Source organism: Shewanella sp. M-Br, from assembly GCF_036245925.1.
GTDB classification, from domain to species: domain Bacteria; phylum Pseudomonadota; class Gammaproteobacteria; order Enterobacterales; family Shewanellaceae; genus Shewanella; species Shewanella oncorhynchi.
In genome coordinates, this window is sequence record NZ_BJBV01000001.1 from 132,862 (window position 1) to 148,759 (window position 15,898).

The 15,898-nt window shown below is 47.8% G+C and carries 13 protein-coding genes; 3 read left to right on the forward strand and 10 right to left on the reverse strand.

Annotation, left to right across the window (positions count from 1 at the left end; translation table 11 throughout):
- Positions 1 to 51 precede the first annotated feature (51 nt).
- Positions 52 to 930, forward strand: coding sequence for a DMT family transporter (locus AAA952_RS00585; RefSeq protein WP_113938922.1), 879 nt, complete (start codon positions 52 to 54; stop codon positions 928 to 930).
- A 119-nt stretch (positions 931 to 1,049) separates the two neighbouring features.
- Entirely contained in the window at positions 1,050 to 1,574 is a 525-nt protein-coding gene (locus tag AAA952_RS00590; protein WP_338253495.1) for a lipocalin family protein, read from the forward strand.
- A gap of 215 nt (positions 1,575 to 1,789) precedes the next feature.
- Here AAA952_RS00590 and AAA952_RS00595 read toward each other — a convergent pair whose 3' ends face one another.
- Positions 1,790 to 3,382: an ABC-F family ATPase gene (locus tag AAA952_RS00595; RefSeq protein ID WP_219250205.1), complete on the reverse strand. Its 1,593-nt coding sequence runs from the start codon at positions 3,380 to 3,382 to the stop codon at positions 1,790 to 1,792.
- A 367-nt stretch (positions 3,383 to 3,749) separates the two neighbouring features.
- A complete protein-coding gene (locus AAA952_RS00600) occupies positions 3,750 to 5,984 on the reverse strand; it encodes a heavy metal translocating P-type ATPase (RefSeq protein WP_173497117.1) in 2,235 nt (744 codons plus the stop codon).
- Between the two features lie 155 nt (positions 5,985 to 6,139).
- Here AAA952_RS00600 and AAA952_RS00605 point away from each other — a divergent pair, with 155 nt between their 5' ends.
- Positions 6,140 to 6,601, forward strand: coding sequence for a Cu(I)-responsive transcriptional regulator (locus AAA952_RS00605; RefSeq protein ID WP_338253500.1), 462 nt, complete (start codon positions 6,140 to 6,142; stop codon positions 6,599 to 6,601).
- A gap of 33 nt (positions 6,602 to 6,634) precedes the next feature.
- Here the strand turns inward: AAA952_RS00605 and AAA952_RS00610 are convergent, their stop codons facing one another.
- From AAA952_RS00610 to AAA952_RS00645, 8 genes are all read right to left on the reverse strand, one after another.
- Positions 6,635 to 8,683 (reverse strand): alpha/beta hydrolase family protein, encoded by a 2,049-nt coding sequence (locus AAA952_RS00610; RefSeq protein WP_028760559.1) that lies wholly within the window; start codon positions 8,681 to 8,683, stop codon positions 6,635 to 6,637.
- Positions 8,684 to 8,761: 78 nt separating this feature from the next.
- A complete protein-coding gene (locus AAA952_RS00615) occupies positions 8,762 to 9,004 on the reverse strand; it encodes a hypothetical protein (protein ID WP_028760560.1) in 243 nt (80 codons plus the stop codon).
- Between the two features lie 215 nt (positions 9,005 to 9,219).
- Positions 9,220 to 9,978, reverse strand: a complete 759-nt coding sequence (locus AAA952_RS00620; RefSeq protein ID WP_011846385.1) for an SDR family oxidoreductase — start codon at positions 9,976 to 9,978, stop codon at positions 9,220 to 9,222.
- Between the two features lie 24 nt (positions 9,979 to 10,002).
- Positions 10,003 to 10,905, reverse strand: coding sequence for a 3-hydroxyisobutyrate dehydrogenase (mmsB, locus tag AAA952_RS00625; protein ID WP_338253505.1), 903 nt, complete (start codon positions 10,903 to 10,905; stop codon positions 10,003 to 10,005).
- Positions 10,906 to 11,039: 134 nt separating this feature from the next.
- Positions 11,040 to 12,209, reverse strand: coding sequence for an enoyl-CoA hydratase/isomerase family protein (locus AAA952_RS00630; protein ID WP_028760562.1), 1,170 nt, complete (start codon positions 12,207 to 12,209; stop codon positions 11,040 to 11,042).
- Entirely contained in the window at positions 12,209 to 12,982 is a 774-nt protein-coding gene (locus AAA952_RS00635) for an enoyl-CoA hydratase (protein ID WP_173245775.1), read from the reverse strand. Before AAA952_RS00635 ends, AAA952_RS00630 begins: the two co-directional genes overlap by 1 nt.
- 59 nt (positions 12,983 to 13,041) lie before the next feature.
- Complete coding sequence (locus tag AAA952_RS00640; protein ID WP_338253509.1) at positions 13,042 to 14,199, reverse strand: acyl-CoA dehydrogenase family protein; 1,158 nt, start codon at positions 14,197 to 14,199, stop codon at positions 13,042 to 13,044.
- Positions 14,200 to 14,278: 79 nt separating this feature from the next.
- Positions 14,279 to 15,778: a CoA-acylating methylmalonate-semialdehyde dehydrogenase gene (locus tag AAA952_RS00645; protein WP_338253511.1), complete on the reverse strand. Its 1,500-nt coding sequence runs from the start codon at positions 15,776 to 15,778 to the stop codon at positions 14,279 to 14,281.
- Positions 15,779 to 15,898: the final 120 nt, after the last annotated feature.

Consider the following 15,898-nt stretch of genomic DNA (forward strand, 5'->3'; position numbering starts at 1 on the left):
ACAGGACGGTGTCGCCCCTTAACTCTCTATTCACTCTGTTGTAGGTTATCTATGCCCAGCTCAGCTTTAGCTATCATTTTTGCCCTATTGGCGGCCATTCTTATGGGCACAATCGGTGTATTAGCGCGCTTTGCCGCCCTGCCCGCCGAACACATTACCTTCTACCGCTTACTGCTCGGTGCCCTATTTCTATTGGCTTATATGCTGCTTACAGGTAAAGGCCATCAGATTCGCCATAGACCCAGTAAACGTACCTTAGTGAATGGCATTATGCTCGCGGGTTTTATGGCGTTTTACATTGAAGCCATTCAGTACACCCAAATGGCCAATGTGATCATGATTATTTACTTAGCCCCTGTGGTGTCGGCTATTTTCGCCCATTATTTCTTTGCCGAGAAACTCACCCGCTTAAGCATGGCAAGCGTAGTGGTCGCGCTGATGGGCTTTATGTTAATGATCCCAACAGGGCCGCAGCAAGCGAGCAATCACACTGAATTATTAGGCTATTTTTATTCCCTACTCGCCTTATTAACCTACTGCGGTTTTATGTTAATCAACCGAAAACCTAGCCTGAGTTCGCCCTATCAAAGCACTTTAGTGCAGCTTTGTGTCGGCGCTTTATGTCTGCTGCCCTTAGTGATAAATGCACCGCTGACGCCAAGTTTGCCGCAAATTGTTTGGTTGATCGCGATTGGATTCTTCCCCGGATTTTTAGCAATATTACTGGCGGTAAAAGCCCTGCGGCAATTGCCTGCAGTCACCTTTGGCACCCTCGCCTATGTGGAACCGGTTATCGTAGTGACGCTGGCATGGTGGATATTTGGTGAAAGCTTGAGTCCCATGCAATTAAGCGGTGTCGGCTTGATTATTCTGGCCGGCATTAGCCAAGGCTTTATCAGTCAGCGCAACGCATTGATTACGAGCGGCTAACCAACAATACTTTGCCAAGTTGCTGAAATAATGTGAAGAAAATAGTGTAAGCTCGACAGAGGATTGATTGAACATTGCACTTAAGACGTGCGACTAAAACTTAAGATCTGGAGGTCTAATTGAGAAAGCTACTGTTAGTCATTAGTATATTTTTGCTCAGCGGTTGCTTAGGCATGCCTAAACTGGTTCAACCCGTGAATGATTTTGAGCTAAATAAATACTTAGGTAAATGGTACGAAATTGCACGATTAGATCATTCATTCGAAAGAGGCTTAAGCCAAATTAGCGCAGAATACAGCCTGAAAGAGGATGGCGGTGTTAGGGTCATTAACCGTGGATTTTCAGCGGCTAAAAACGAATGGAAAGAAGCCGAAGGAAAAGCCTATTTTGTGAATGGGGACTCAGAAGGCTATTTGAAAGTCTCCTTCTTTGGGCCATTTTATGGATCGTATGTGGTCTTCGAATTAGACCATAAAAACTATCAATACGCTTTTATATCAGGACCCGACACGGATTATTTGTGGCTATTGGCTAAAACCCCGACTGTGCCACCCGAGGTGCTGCAAAAGTTTGTTGAAATGTCTAAAGCCCGCGGCTTTGATACCGACAATTTGATTTATGTGCAGCAAGAGTCAGCGCCCTAACGAGTGCCGCCAATGCGCTAAAATCGAGTGCGCGAAAAGCTAATCGCTAGATAAAAGACAGCAAATGGATACAAAAACGCCGCAATGAATCGCGGCGTTTTTATTGATGCTGCATTTAGCTGCACTGTATTTGAATGCATGTATTTAAATGCATGTATTTAAATGCATGTATTTAAATGCATGTATTTACACATGCAGCTAAATAACAAATAGCGTTAGACTTCAATGCCTTTGCTGGCAAGGAACTCATCATAAGTGCCTCTGAAATCATTCACACCTGAGTGAGTGACTTCAAGGATACGGTTTGCCAGAGACGATACGAATGCACGGTCATGACTCACGAAAATCAAGGTCCCTTCGTACATTTCCAGCGCGTTGTTCAGTGATTCAATCGATTCCATATCCATGTGGTTGGTCGGTTCGTCGAGCACTAAAATATTGGCTTTTTGCATGATGAGCTTGCCGAATAACATACGACCTTTCTCACCACCAGACAGCACTTTGACTGACTTTTTAATGTCGTCAGAGCCAAACAACATACGGCCTAAGATGCCACGTACCGATTGGTCGTCATCTTCTGGCTTGCGCCATTGGCTCATCCACTCGAACAGCGTCATTTCGTTAGCGAAATCAGACTCATGGTCCTGTGCATAGTAACCAATGTTAGCGTTTTCAGACCATTGGATAGTACCTGCATCCTGCGGAATATCGTGGATCAGGGTACGTAACAGGGTTGTTTTACCGACGCCGTTTTCACCCAATACCGCAATGCGCTCGCCCACTTCAACAATTAAGTTTAAGTCTTTGAATAACGGAGTGTCGTAGCCTTTAGTTAGGTTTTCAATCACTAAGGCATTACGGAACAATTTCTTCTCTTGCTCGAAACGAATGAAGGGGTTCACACGGCTAGAGGCTTTTACTTCATCTAACTTAATCTTGTCGATTTGACGGGCACGTGATGTGGCTTGTTTCGCTTTAGAAGCGTTAGCCGAGAAGCGTGCGACGAAGGTTTGCAGTTCAGAGATCTGAGCTTTTTTCTTCGCATTATCAGACAATAAACGCTCGCGAGCTTGAGTAGCCGCTTGCATGTATTCGTCGTAGTTACCTGGATAAACGCGCAGTTCGCCGTAGTCTAAGTCAGCCATGTGAGTACAAACTGAGTTTAAGAAATATCTATCATGCGAAATAATAACCATAGTACTGCTACGTTGGTTCAACATGTCTTGTAACCAACGGATTGTGTCGATGTCCAAGTTGTTGGTAGGTTCGTCGAGCAACAGCACGTCTGGATCAGAGAACAGGGCTTGCGCTAATAGTACACGCAGTTTTAAACCCGGTGCGATTTCAGACATCAAACCAAAATGGCTGTCGATACCGATACCTACACCTAACAGCAATTCACCGGCGCGAGATTCGGCGGTATAACCGTCCATCTCAGCAAAATCCATCTCTAGGTTGGCAACGGTAATGCCGTCTTCTTCACTCATTTCTGGTAAAGAATAAATACGGTCACGCTCTTGCTTTACCTTCCACAGTTCGCGGTGGCCCATGATCACTGTGTCGATCAGGTTGAATTCTTCATAACCGAACTGGTTCTGGCTTAATTTACCCAGACGCTCATTCACATCTAACGAGACGTTACCGCTGCTAGGATCTAGATCACCACACAGGATCTTCATGAAGGTCGATTTACCACAGCCATTCGCGCCGATAAGACCGTAACGGTTACCACCGCCAAATTTAACTGAGATGTTTTCAAACAGTGGCTTAGCGCCGAACTGCATGGTGATATTTGCTGTTGTGATCAAAATGAACTTCCAAATCGAGTAATGTTGGCCGAGCCAGCTGGCGCCGCTTTAAATAAGCATAAACCAAATAACGCTATGCCGAAGGGGTAAAAATAAACGTGGCACTATAGCAGTTTGGGCTAAATTATCAACTACCAAGGCTGATCAAAAGCCAGAGGGAATGCCGAAATCGCCGCACAATGCCTGCGTGAGAAGCGTAATTAATTTTACCCTATTGGCTTAGCTTTCAATGTATTCGAGCAGAATGACAATCTGATGACCCTTAGCGTCGCAAAGCTTGCCAACGCCAAAGGCTAATGTGGACATAGCCCTAAGCTAACTCAAGATACCCGTTTCAACATTTTAAGTTAGCTTAGGTATCGACAACTTATAACTTCTGCCGTCTTAAGCGGTTGGCGTTCGTGACGACAGTAAGTGAAGACAAAGCCATGGCCGCACCCGCAATCACAGGGCTTAATAACATGCCAGTAAGTGGATAAAGCACGCCCGCCGCAACCGGAATACCCAAACTGTTATACACAAAGGCGCCGAACAGATTCTGCTTAATATTGGTAATCGTCGCCCGCGACAATGCCAATAAGTTAGCAATCACTATCAATTGCTGCGACAGTAAGGTGATATCCGCACTTTCAATCGCCACCTCAGTGCCCGATCCCATCGCGATCCCCACATCGGCACTCATCAGAGCTGGCGCATCATTAATACCATCCCCTACCATAGCCACCACATGCCCTTGCTTTTGTAAATCCAGCACATACTGTTGTTTTTGCTCGGGCAATACACCAGCAATCACTTCGGTGATACCCACTTGGTCGGCCACCGCCTGCGCCGTTTGTGGGTTATCCCCCGTTAACAGCACCACGCGAATGCCCCTTTGCAGCATGGCCGCAATGGCTTCTTTGGCATCGGGTTTAATCGGATCGGCAAGTGCGATAGTGGCCACTAACTTGCCCGCTTTAGCGATATAAATTGGGGTTTTACCTTGGTTCGCAAAACTTAATGTCGCGTTAGGATCTAAGGCACTGCCATCGGAATTGACAATATTCAATGCCGTCATCAAGGCGAGATTACCTATCGCCAGCGATACGCCATCGACCTTGCCCTCAATCCCCTTACCTTGATGGTTCGTAAACGCCTGTGTATCGGGCAATTGCGTCAGTGATTCCTTGGCATAACTGACAATCGCCCCCGCTAACGGATGCTCAGAGTGCTGCTCAAGGCTTGCAATTTCGCCCAGCAAGGTTTCTTTGTCGGCATCACTCAGTGTTTGTACTAATACAAAGTCAGTGACTTGCGGCTTACCTAAGGTGACAGTGCCGGTTTTATCCAGCACCACACAATCAACTTTACTGGCGGTTTGCAACGCTTCGCCATTTTTGACTAACACGCCCATTTGGGCGGCGCGGCCCACAGCCACCATGATAGACATAGGCGTAGCCAGCCCCAACGCACAGGGACACGCTATGATGAGCACACTCGTCAGCACCACTAACGCATGGCTTAAGGCGGGCGCTGGACCTGCAAAATACCAAATAGCCGCCGCCAGCAGCGCTATCGCCACCACAGTCGGGACAAATACCGCGGAGATCTTATCGGCCAATCGACCTATGGGTAATTTTGAGGTTTGTGCCTGTTGCACCAATGCAATGATTTTGGCGAGCTTAGTATCTTGTTGTCCCGCCGTCACTCGGTAAACTAGGCTGCCATTGCCGTTGACTGTGCCCGCACTCACACTGTCTCCGCGATTTTTAAGCACGGGAATAGGCTCACCTGTGAGCATGGCTTCATCAAGTAGGGATTGTCCTGTTTCGACCTCACCATCAAGGGCAACTCTGTCACCGGGGCGCAAACGCAGCTTATCACCCAGTTTCAACTGACTTATCTCAACCTTTTCATCACCCTTATCCGTGATACGAATCGCAGTAGTGGATTGCAACCCGAGCAGTCGCTGCACCGCTTCGCTGGTTTTGCCCCGCGCTTTAAGCTCGAGTCCATGACCTAAGTTAATTAAACCTAGAATCATCACACTCGCCTCAAAGTACACATGGCGGGTATCCATAGGGAATGCGCTCGGCATAATGACTACCAACATGGAATAGGCCCACGCGGTACTGGTACCCAGCACAATCAGCGTATCCATGTTAGTGGTTTTGGCTTTGAGCGCCCGCCACATTCCTTGATAAAAATGGCCACCTGTGGTGATGAGTAAAGCCAAAGTGACCAGTCCCATGATGCCCCAACCTAACTGCAGATTTGGGCTGTTGATCATCATTTCACCGCCCAGTAATCCCCACAGCATCATAGGCACACCCACAACGAGCGCGGCTATAGCTTGGCGCATCCGCAGTCGATACTCGGCGGCATCTTCAAGGCGTTTTTCTTCGGCGGCGACTTTAGCATCAATAACGACCTGCGCCGGATAACCCGCATTCGCCATCACAGTCAAGGCGGTATCTGCGCTCATCTTGCCTTCTACCGTCACTTGCTTATCGGCGAGATTCACACGCGCTTCGACGCCCTCTTGGGCGGCAAACGCCTTTTCAATTTTTGCGACGCAGCCAGCGCAATTCATATTGGCGACATAGAGTCTGGTCATAGACATGGGAGATCCCTCACTTGATGTTTCACACTATAGGTCTAAGATAAAGTCTCCCATCACTGGAGAGTCAAGGATGAATTTGCTCAATGTGATCACATCGACAATTAATTGCTGGGCGAAATGGGTGATACCATTCAGTTGAAAAAATAGAGGTCAAAATGAAGATAGGTGAAGTAGCGAAACAAACGGGCTTAAGTGTTAAGAGTATCCGTTATTATCATGATATTGGCTTAGTGTGCGGCGAGCGCAATGAGGCGGGTTATCGAGTTTATCGCCATCAAGATATTGAAGGACTTAAGTTTGTGCATCAATGCCGCGACTTAGGTTTTAGCCTAGAGGATTGCAAATCCTTGCTTGGTCTTAAGGGCAATGAAAGCCGTAATGCCGAGGACGTTAAGCAGCTTACCCAAACGCACCTTGCCTATGTCGAAGAGCAAATCAATAAGTTACAGCAGCTTAGGGCGCAATTACAGCACATGGTGACCCAATGCCAAGGCGGCGATCAGCCCCACTGCGCCATTATCGACAGCCTAAGTCACGAGACTCATGGCAGCCATAAAAATCACAAGAGCCAGCAAAATGCTGGCTCTGAGTGTTGCAGTAAAAGCCAATCGCAATAGTGATGGCCAAGTTCAATAACGGTAAATACCGCGTTATTGACTTCTCACTATAGTTGGCTTTAGCGCCGCGGCGTTATCCAATACCAGTGTTGCAAGCTTACCCGCAGGGGTAAAGTTAAACACTTGCCCATAAAATGCCAGCTCAGTTTCTAATCCTGCGGCCTTGTGCTCAGGTTTCCAACCGCCGTGGGGTTCATCCTGATAAGCGATATAAGCCGTGGGTACGCCTCTCACTTTTAACGCCTCATAAATCTGCCGCGACTGCTGTGGTGGTACGATTTGGTCGCGTAATCCTTGAAAAATTAATAAAGGCTCATTCAATCCTTCAAGGTGATGCAGGGGCGACAGTTCCCTATAGCGGGCTTGATTTTCACCATAGGGGCCGATGAGCAGATCTAAGTAGCCAGTCTCGAATTTATGGGTACTCTTGGCGAGCTGTTCAAAGTCACTGATCCCCGCATAGCTCACCCCCGCTTGAAATACATCATAAAATGCCAATGACGACATCACAGTTAACCCACCAGCGCTGACACCTCGAATCGCCAGCTTTTGTCCATCAACCCAGCCCTTATCGACTAAATAACGGGCCGCATTGACCGCATCCTCCACATCAACTTGGCCCCATTTTCCGTAGATACTTTGACGATAAGCACGGCCAAAACCACTGCTGCCACGGAAATTAACATCGAGAACCGCAAAGCCTCGGCTGGTCCAAAATTGAATATCACTGCGATAAGCCAGACTCGCCCGCGCCGTAGGACCGCCGTGTAACATTACAATCAAGGGCGGACGGGTATCATTAGGCGCAGTATAGTTGGGGTTAACCGGACCATAAAAATAACCGTAAGCTTGCTGGTTAGCACCTGTTTTAAAAGTAATATTTTTAGCACGGGAGATATAGTTGGGATTAAGTTTTGGTAAGTTAGGGGTATACACCAACTCAGTACCACGACCGATCACTTTATAAATGCCCTTCTCTGGCGTCGCCTTAGCGCCGACAAAATAAACAGCATCTTCCCCTCGGATCACTTGGGTGATTTCACCAAAGTCGACGGCCAAAGATTCGGTCAGGCCTGAATCTAGATGCAGTCGAATTAAAACGGCCTGACTACCAAGCATATAACTGGCAATAATCGTTTTTTCGGATTCAAAGGCATAGTTATGATTGCCTAAATACCAATCAGCCACCGCAAACTCGGCCTTTTTCTTTAGCACTGGGTCTAAGGTATTTTGTGCCGTGACTCGATAGATATTCCACCAGTTACTGATATCCGATACGACATACAATTGTCCATCGGGGCTAAATAACGGCTGCGACACCGAAGAATCTGCGGGCGTGTTTACCTTACGAATATTGTGTAATTGCCCTTTACGGTCCAGATCCCCAAGCCAGAGCACGCTATTATCCCATGGCATATAGGGATGTTCCCACGTGATCCACGCCAGTTGGCTGTTATCGGGCGAGATGGCTGGCGAAGAAATAAAGTCATGGCCCGAAACAAAGGTATCGCCTTCACCTGCAAAATTAAGATTAATGGTAACAAGACTCGCCTTAGGCTCACCCGCTTGACGATGATCTTCGCGCACACAGATAATCCTCGACCCTTTGGGGTAAGCAATACAATCTGCATGGCGAGTACCATTTGGCGTTAAAGGCAAAGGGGGTTGATTAGGGGCAAAACGATAAAACAGTTGGTCCTGTGCCTTAGTGGCAAACAGACTCTGACCAATCCCCAAAAAGGCGGCACCACCGTATTCATGAACGGCGGATTTAACATTAAACGCAGGCGGCACTATGTCGGTAATTTTTCCACGTTGATCGAGGCGTTTGATCCCGACTTGGCCTTGTTTTTCACCATCAGATTCAGAGAAATAAATAGCACCATCAACGCTTTGCAACTCAGCCACATTATCGGCCTGCTCAAAAACTTCAGTCGCCGATAGCGGAGACTGCCAACTACCATAGGGCGCAACTATGCGCGCGCCATTATCACTAAGATGCGGCGTCTCTTTGTTCGAGCGCTCGCAAGCACCTAAACAAAATAAGCCCCCCAGCATCCATAAATATCCATGTAGCTTCATTGTTTCTCCCCAATGTTTGCCAACTGCACAAACCGAAACAAAATATGAACTTGCAGAAATGAGTTATGTGTAAATTAGTTATTTTTTAAATTTTTTTAAGAACCAATTTACCACTTGCACTTGTTGTACTTGCGTTAAACCAAAATAAATACACACCCAAGGTGAGATAAGAAAAAACCATGGGATCACGGCCACAGAGCGGCCACTAAAGAGCAGAAAAAAGAAACCGCAATAAATCACAACCAACCCTAAGATACCCACGATCAACATCATGCGCTTAGTGATTTTCTCAAGCCAGTGGGCTTTTTCCTGCCAAGACATCCGGATTTCAAGCTCCATTACATGTGATCAACATGTTTGTAAAGTTATGTAAAAAAACGGGAGAGCGATTGTTGAAGGTTAACAACTAAATGTCAACTCCAACAGTGAAATCTAAATAAATCCGAAAGCTAGAGTATAAGAACCATTATCTTTATTTACCCTATAAAAAAACCGAGCCTAAGCTCGGTTTTTATGCAAATCAATAAGATATCGCTCTAAAGACGAATACCACCATCGATTTCAAACACACGACCGTTAACATAATCGTTTTCAATAATAAAACGTACGGTAGAAGCTATCTCGTCGGCATGACCTAAGCGGCCAACTGGCACGAGTTTCTCTAAACGCTCCAACGCTTCTGGCTTCATTGCCGCCGTCATCTCGGTCGCAATCACACCTGGTGCTACGGCTGCACTACGGATATTGTAGCGCGCTAACTCCTTAGCCCAACCGACGGACATAGCCGCAACACCCGCTTTTGAGGCCGCGTAATTTGATTGGCCCATATTACCCGCCTTAGCAAGGCTAGAGATGTTAACAATCACCCCCGCTTGACCCGATTCAATCATGGCCGCTGCGGCCTCACGGCCACAGAGGAAACTGCCGGTCAGGTTCACATTGATCACCGATTGGAATTGCTCGTAAGACATACGATCAGTGACCTTGCCGTCTTTGGCTTTGACTAACATGCCATCACGCAAAATACCGGCGTTGTTCACTAACACGTTCACTTGACCAAAATCTTCGAGAATATAGGCAAAACCCGCGACGACATCTTCTTCGTCGGTAATGTCTAAGGCATAACCTTGGACTTCAGTGTCCGATCCAAGCTCAGCGCAGGCTCGCTCGAGTTTTTCTTGGTCCACATCGATAAGCGCTATCTTAGCACCCGCCTGCGCAAAATTTTGCGCCATTGCTAAGCCTAAGCCACCCGCGCCGCCAGTAATGACGACAACCTTATCTTTTAAATCCATCTGGTGATCCCTTGTTATCTGTGTCTATTTTTTAAGTGGTGCAAATTGTTCAAATATACTGGAAAAATCTCGGCGACCATTGCCTTGTCTTGCATGATTAACATACAAGCTGCGGGCTAAAGCACCCATTGGCGTGCTAGAGTTGCTCAATAATGCAGCTTCTTGTGACAGACCGAGATCTTTGACCATCAAATCTACCATAAAGCCACCCTGATAGCCCTTAGAAGAAGGCACTGTTTCCATCACGCCTGGGCAGGGATTGTACTTCTCTAGCGTCCAGTTTCCGCCACTGCTGACCTTCATAATGTCGGATAGCACTTTAGGATCAAGACCGTGATCAATCCCCATTTGCAGTGCTTCGGAAGTACCGACCATCAGCACAGATAACAGCATGTTATTGCAGATTTTTGCGACTTGCCCCGCACCTGGACCGCCTGCGTGGAAGATATTCACACCCATAGCCTTAAGTACGGGCTGCGCACGTTCAAAAGCGTTATCCGAGCCACCACAAATAAAAGTTAAAGTACCCGCTGCCGCGCCTGCCGTGCCGCCAGAAACCGGTGCATCCATAAACTCGATGCCACTTTTAGCCGCTTCAGCTGCCACTAATTGTGCGCTTTGTGCATCGATGGTTGAACAATCGATGAGCAAGGTATCACCTGCAACTACTTCTAGGAGTCCTTTGTCTGTTCCATTGCCTAAATATAAACTTTTCACATGCTTGCCCGCAGGCAACATAGTAATCACCACACTTGCACCCGCTGCCGCGCCGCAGGCGGTACTTGATACTAAGGCGCCTTTTTCGGCCAATTGCTGCATAGCTTCTGGGACTAAATCAAAGACGCGAACCGTCATGCCTGCTTTTAATAAATTGGCCGCCATTGGGCCGCCCATATTACCTAAACCGATAAAGGCTACTGTACTCATGCCATCACTCCTGTGTTGTTCTTTTTAGTGTTGTGATAATACTATCAAATTGATTATGCTGACTTTATCACAGAGTAAAGCGAGCTTGGCTAAGCAGATAAACACAGCGCTTAGCCAACTCGGCCCTTAAACGCTTAACTCAGTTGGTTAAAGGGATGCGCCTCGCCCCATGGGGAAGCCAATATTTGCTCAAGTACCGCTGTGGGTACTGAGTTAACATCCTTAAAACGCCATTGCGGTTTCTTGTCTTTATCAATCAAGAGTGCACGAACGCCTTCGCAGAAATCACCGTGGGCGCACACGTTAACACTCGCGGTTAATTCCCATTTGAAACATTGAGCTAAGCTAAGCTTAGTCCCTAACTGCCCTTGGATATAGACCAAGTGCCAGCTGATAGGGCTACCCGCAAGGAAGGTGTCCCGCGCTTTCATTAACCACTTTTCTTCCGATACCAAAGTTGACATGCGTGCTGCAATATCCTGCAGACTGCCCGCCATAAGCCTGTCGATTATGTCTTGGCTTTCGGCTAATACACTGTCGCCCTTAGGAATATCCACTTGATTAGACAGCTCGTTGATCATGCTATCTAAACGTTGATGATTAAGAGCCGGCGTATCGCTCCAATCTAAGGTTGCCATGGCATCAAACATCAGCTCTTTGTCGTCGCGGTTCAGGTAATGATCCGCAAGGCCCACATAACAGGCATCGGCGGCATTGAGTTGATAGGCGGTCAATCCCAAAAACAATCCCATCTTGCCCTGCATACGATTAAGGAAATAACTGCCGCCCACATCGGGATACAGGCCGATAGTCACCTCAGGCATAGCGATACGCGAGGTTTCGGTAACAACTCTGTGGCTTGCGCCCGCCATCAAACCGAGACCGCCGCCCATGACAATGCCATCGCCCCACACCAACACAGGTTTGCCAAAGGTATGCAGTAGATAATCGAGGCGATATTCCTCTTCGAAGAAAACCTTTGCTTCCTCAGTCACTTGCCCATTAGCGGCAATGGAAGCATGGTATAAAGCGCGCACATCACCCCCGGCACAAAATGCCTTCTCACCGCTGCCATCTAATACGATGCAAGCGATAAGGGGATCTTTCTTCCACAGATTAAGCTGCGCCGTCATAGCTCGCACCATGCCTAAATCTAAGGCATTGAGGGCTTTTTCCACATTGAGTGTGACCACACCAACCAATTTGCCAGAAGCAGTGGCTAAGGTTTGAAAAACCACATTTTGTGTGGTCGTGACCTGATTTGCGACATGCTCGACCACGTCATTATCTACTACATTCGTCATTAGCGGTTTCTCCACTCAGCTTTACGTTTCCCTAAAAACGCATTCACGCCTTCGGCCTGATCTTCAGTATCAAATAATCCGACAAATAACTCACGCTCAATCGGTAGCGCTTGGCTACGAGCCATAGTGCGCCCCGCTTGAATAAGTGTCTTGCACGCTGTGACGCTGCTTGGGCTTTGGTTAGCGACTTTAACGGCCAACGCGATTGCCGCATTAAGCGCTTCGCCAGTATCAACCACTTCTTCCACTAAACGTAGATTCAATGCTTGAGTTGCATCGATACGCTCGCCGCATAAAATCATCCGTTTAGCCCACCCTTCACCGACTAATGCGGTCAGATTTTGAGTGCCACCCGCACAGGGTAATAAACCGACCGTCGCTTCGGGTAATGCCATTACAGCTTGAATTTCGGCGATACGAATATCGCAGGCCAACGCGACTTCTAAGCCGCCGCCCATGGCATAGCCATTAATCGCGGCAATCGACACACCGCGGAATTGGCTTAAGGTTTCAAAGGCTTCACCAAAATGCTTTGCCATCGTTGCCGCATTACCTTTGTCACCATCGCTAAACAGTTTTAAATCGGCGCCAGCGGAGAAGAACTTTTGCCCTTGACCCGTTAACACTAAGGCATAAATATCTTTATTGGCATTCAGCTCAAGCACTTTGGCTTTAAGCGCCTGCAAACTCTCGGCGGTCCAAGTGTTGGCTGGCGGATTGTTCATGGTCAGAATCGCCGTGTGGCCTTCGATACGTTCAACTAAATATTCCATCTTTATAGACTCCTTTTCAGTTATCGCCGACCTGTAAGTCACGCATATTGCGAGTTGAATTACAGGATTTGTCCTGCATTTTCATCGAGTAAACGACGGGCGATAATTAAGCGCATAATTTCGTTAGTGCCTTCTAAAATCTGGTGTACACGCACATCACGGAAATGACGTTCCAGCGGGTACTCCCTTATATAACCATATCCACCATGAATTTGCAGCGCCGCATCGCAGACTTGAAAACCCACATCGGTGGCAAAGCGTTTCGCCATAGCGCAATAAGCCGTGGCTTCAGGATCGCCACTATCGAGTTTAAATGCCGCAAGACGCACCATTTGGCGGGCTGCGACTAATTCTGTCGCCATATCGGCAAGCTTAAATTGCAGCGCTTGGAAAGCCGCTAACGGTTTACCAAATTGCTGACGCTCATTCATATACTGAGTTGCGCGCTCTAAAGCCGACTGCGCCGTCCCCACAGAACAGGTAGCGATATTGATGCGACCGCCGTCTAAGCCTTTCATCGCGAAAGCAAAACCTTGGCCTTCTTCACCGAGCAAGTTCGCTACTGGCACGCGCACGTTTTCAAAGGTGATTTGACGGGTCGGCTGGGCATTCCAGCCCATTTTATCTTCAGCTTTACCATAAATAACGCCAGCGGCATCCGCCGGAATGGCAATGGCAGAAATCCCCTTAGGCCCAGCTTGACCCGTGCGGCACATCACAACTAAAAGCTCAGTGGCGCCCGCTCCTGAGATAAACATCTTCGAGCCTGAAATCACATACTCATCACCGTCACGCACCGCTTTGGTTTGCAAAGATGCGGCGTCAGAACCTGCGCCCGGCTCAGTTAAACAATAGGACGCTAACATTTGCCCTGTGGTTAACGACTCAGACCAAGTCTGACGCAGGGTTTCAGTGCCCCAAGTCGTCACCATCCAAGTCGCCATATTGTGAATGGTCAGCATGGCCGTGGTCGCTGTGCAGCCCTTGGCGAGCTCTTCAAAAATAATCGACGCATCGAGGCGCGATAAGCCCATGCCACCTTCAGATTCTGGAGAATACAGAGAGCAAAAACCCAGCTCACCGGCTTTTTGGATCACGTCTTTGGGGAAATGATGTTCTTCATCCCACTTGGCGGCGAACGGGGTTAATTCTTCCGCGGCGAACTGGCGCGCAAGATCGGCAAACTGACGTTGGTCATCGTTGAAATTAAAATCCATTGGTCTCTCCTATGACTCTATGGTCACTTTTTATTTAATAAATTGGGCGCCATAAAGACGCCGTGGTTTATAACCGAGCTTAGCGTAGGTTAATGCTCATATTTGGCGTTGAAGCTACGGCAATATCAGACTCAAACCAGCGGGAAGTAATAGTCTTGGTCTCGGTATAGAAACGCACCGCTTGCTTACCGTAGGCATGTTGATCGCCGTAGAAACTACCCTTCCAACCGGTAAATGAGAAGAAAGGTAATGGCACAGGAATAGGCACGTTAATCCCCACTTGGCCGACTTCGATTTCATGTTGATATTTACGGGCAGCAGCACCACTAGCAGTAAAGATAGACGTGCCATTGCCATAAGGGCTGGCGTTGACTAATTCGATGGCGGCTTCTAAGGAGTCTGATTCCATACAACACAGTACAGGGCCAAAGATTTCTTCCTTGTAGATGCTCATCTCAGTGGAGACTTTATTGAACATAGTTGGGCCAATCCAATTACCAGATTCATAACCTTCTACGGTAAAATCGCTGCCATCGAGTAAACACTCGGCGCCTTCGGCTTTACCTTGGGCGATAAGTTTAAGCACCCGCGCCTTAGCGGCTGGGCTGATAACCGGGCCATAACCCGCTTCTTTATCGTCCCATAAACCTGGACGAACTTTGGCTAACGCTTCTTTTAATTCTGGGATCCACTCTTTAGCGGCACCAACAAACACGGCAACCGAAATCGCCATACAACGCTGACCCGCCGCGCCCACAGAAGCGCCGACTAAGTTGTTGATCACTTGCTGTTTGTTTGCATCTGGCATGATAACGCAGTGGTTTTTCGCGCCCGCAAAGGCTTGCACGCGTTTTAAGTTATCGGTACCCGTTTTATAAATATATTGACCCACAGCCACAGAACCGACAAAGGAAATGGCTTTAATCGCAGGGTCTGCCAGCAGGATATCTACGGCTGCTTTATCACCATGCACTAATTGCAATACGCCTTTAGGTGCGCCCGCCTCAACAAACAGCTCAACTAGGCGCTGCGGCGTCATAGGGTCTTGTTCAGAAGGCTTTAAAATGAAAGTGTTACCGCAGGCAATCGACAATGGGAACATCCATAACGGGATCATCGCAGGGAAGTTAAATGGCGTAATACCGGCACACACACCGAGTGGTTGAGTGTAGCTGTAAGTATCAATTGAACGCGCGACGTTCTCGACGGTTTCACCCATCAATAATGACGCCACATTACAAGCATGTTCAGCAACTTCGATACCACGCCATACATCGCCCTTGGCATCTTCAAAGGTTTTACCGGTTTCCTTTGCAAGAATGGTCGCCAGTTCGTCGTGATGTTCTTTTAGCAGATGTTGATAACGCAACATGACACGCGCGCGTTCAGACACTGGCACTTCTTTCCAGGTTTTAAAGGCCGCTTTGGCGCTGGCAATGGCAGCGTGAACTTCTTCGCTAGTGGCAGCATTAATCACAGCAATCGGCGAGTTATTCGCGGGATTGGTGACAATAATCTGTGATGTGCCCGTACCTTGGATAAACTCGCCGTCAATGTAATGCTTTACTTGTGTGGTCATGTTGCAATCCTTTCCTTGTAGAGTGATGGACTGGCGGTGCGATATTATGATTATCCTCAAGGGAAGTGATTGCCCTTGCCAGCCCCGTCTTGTTGATTTAACTAAAACCTGATTTGACAA

What these genes read in the sequence shown, in the direction of transcription:
- AAA952_RS00600 (WP_173497117.1), bottom strand. Translation starts at nt 5,984, where the DNA reads ATGTCTATGACCAGACTCTATGTCGCCAATATGAATTGCGCTGGCTGC.
- AAA952_RS00585 (WP_113938922.1), top strand. Translation starts at nt 52, where the DNA reads ATGCCCAGCTCAGCTTTAGCTATCATTTTTGCCCTATTGGCGGCCATT.
- AAA952_RS00635 (WP_173245775.1), bottom strand. Translation starts at nt 12,982, where the DNA reads ATGGAATATTTAGTTGAACGTATCGAAGGCCACACGGCGATTCTGACC.
- AAA952_RS00605 (WP_338253500.1), top strand. Translation starts at nt 6,140, where the DNA reads ATGAAGATAGGTGAAGTAGCGAAACAAACGGGCTTAAGTGTTAAGAGT.
- AAA952_RS00640 (WP_338253509.1), bottom strand. Translation starts at nt 14,199, where the DNA reads ATGGATTTTAATTTCAACGATGACCAACGTCAGTTTGCCGATCTTGCG.
- mmsB (WP_338253505.1), bottom strand. Translation starts at nt 10,905, where the DNA reads ATGAGTACAGTAGCCTTTATCGGTTTAGGTAATATGGGCGGCCCAATG.
- AAA952_RS00630 (WP_028760562.1), bottom strand. Translation starts at nt 12,209, where the DNA reads ATGACGAATGTAGTAGATAATGACGTGGTCGAGCATGTCGCAAATCAG.
- AAA952_RS00645 (WP_338253511.1), bottom strand. Translation starts at nt 15,778, where the DNA reads ATGACCACACAAGTAAAGCATTACATTGACGGCGAGTTTATCCAAGGT.
- AAA952_RS00610 (WP_028760559.1), bottom strand. Translation starts at nt 8,683, where the DNA reads ATGAAGCTACATGGATATTTATGGATGCTGGGGGGCTTATTTTGTTTA.
- AAA952_RS00615 (WP_028760560.1), bottom strand. Translation starts at nt 9,004, where the DNA reads ATGTCTTGGCAGGAAAAAGCCCACTGGCTTGAGAAAATCACTAAGCGC.
- AAA952_RS00620 (WP_011846385.1), bottom strand. Translation starts at nt 9,978, where the DNA reads ATGGATTTAAAAGATAAGGTTGTCGTCATTACTGGCGGCGCGGGTGGC.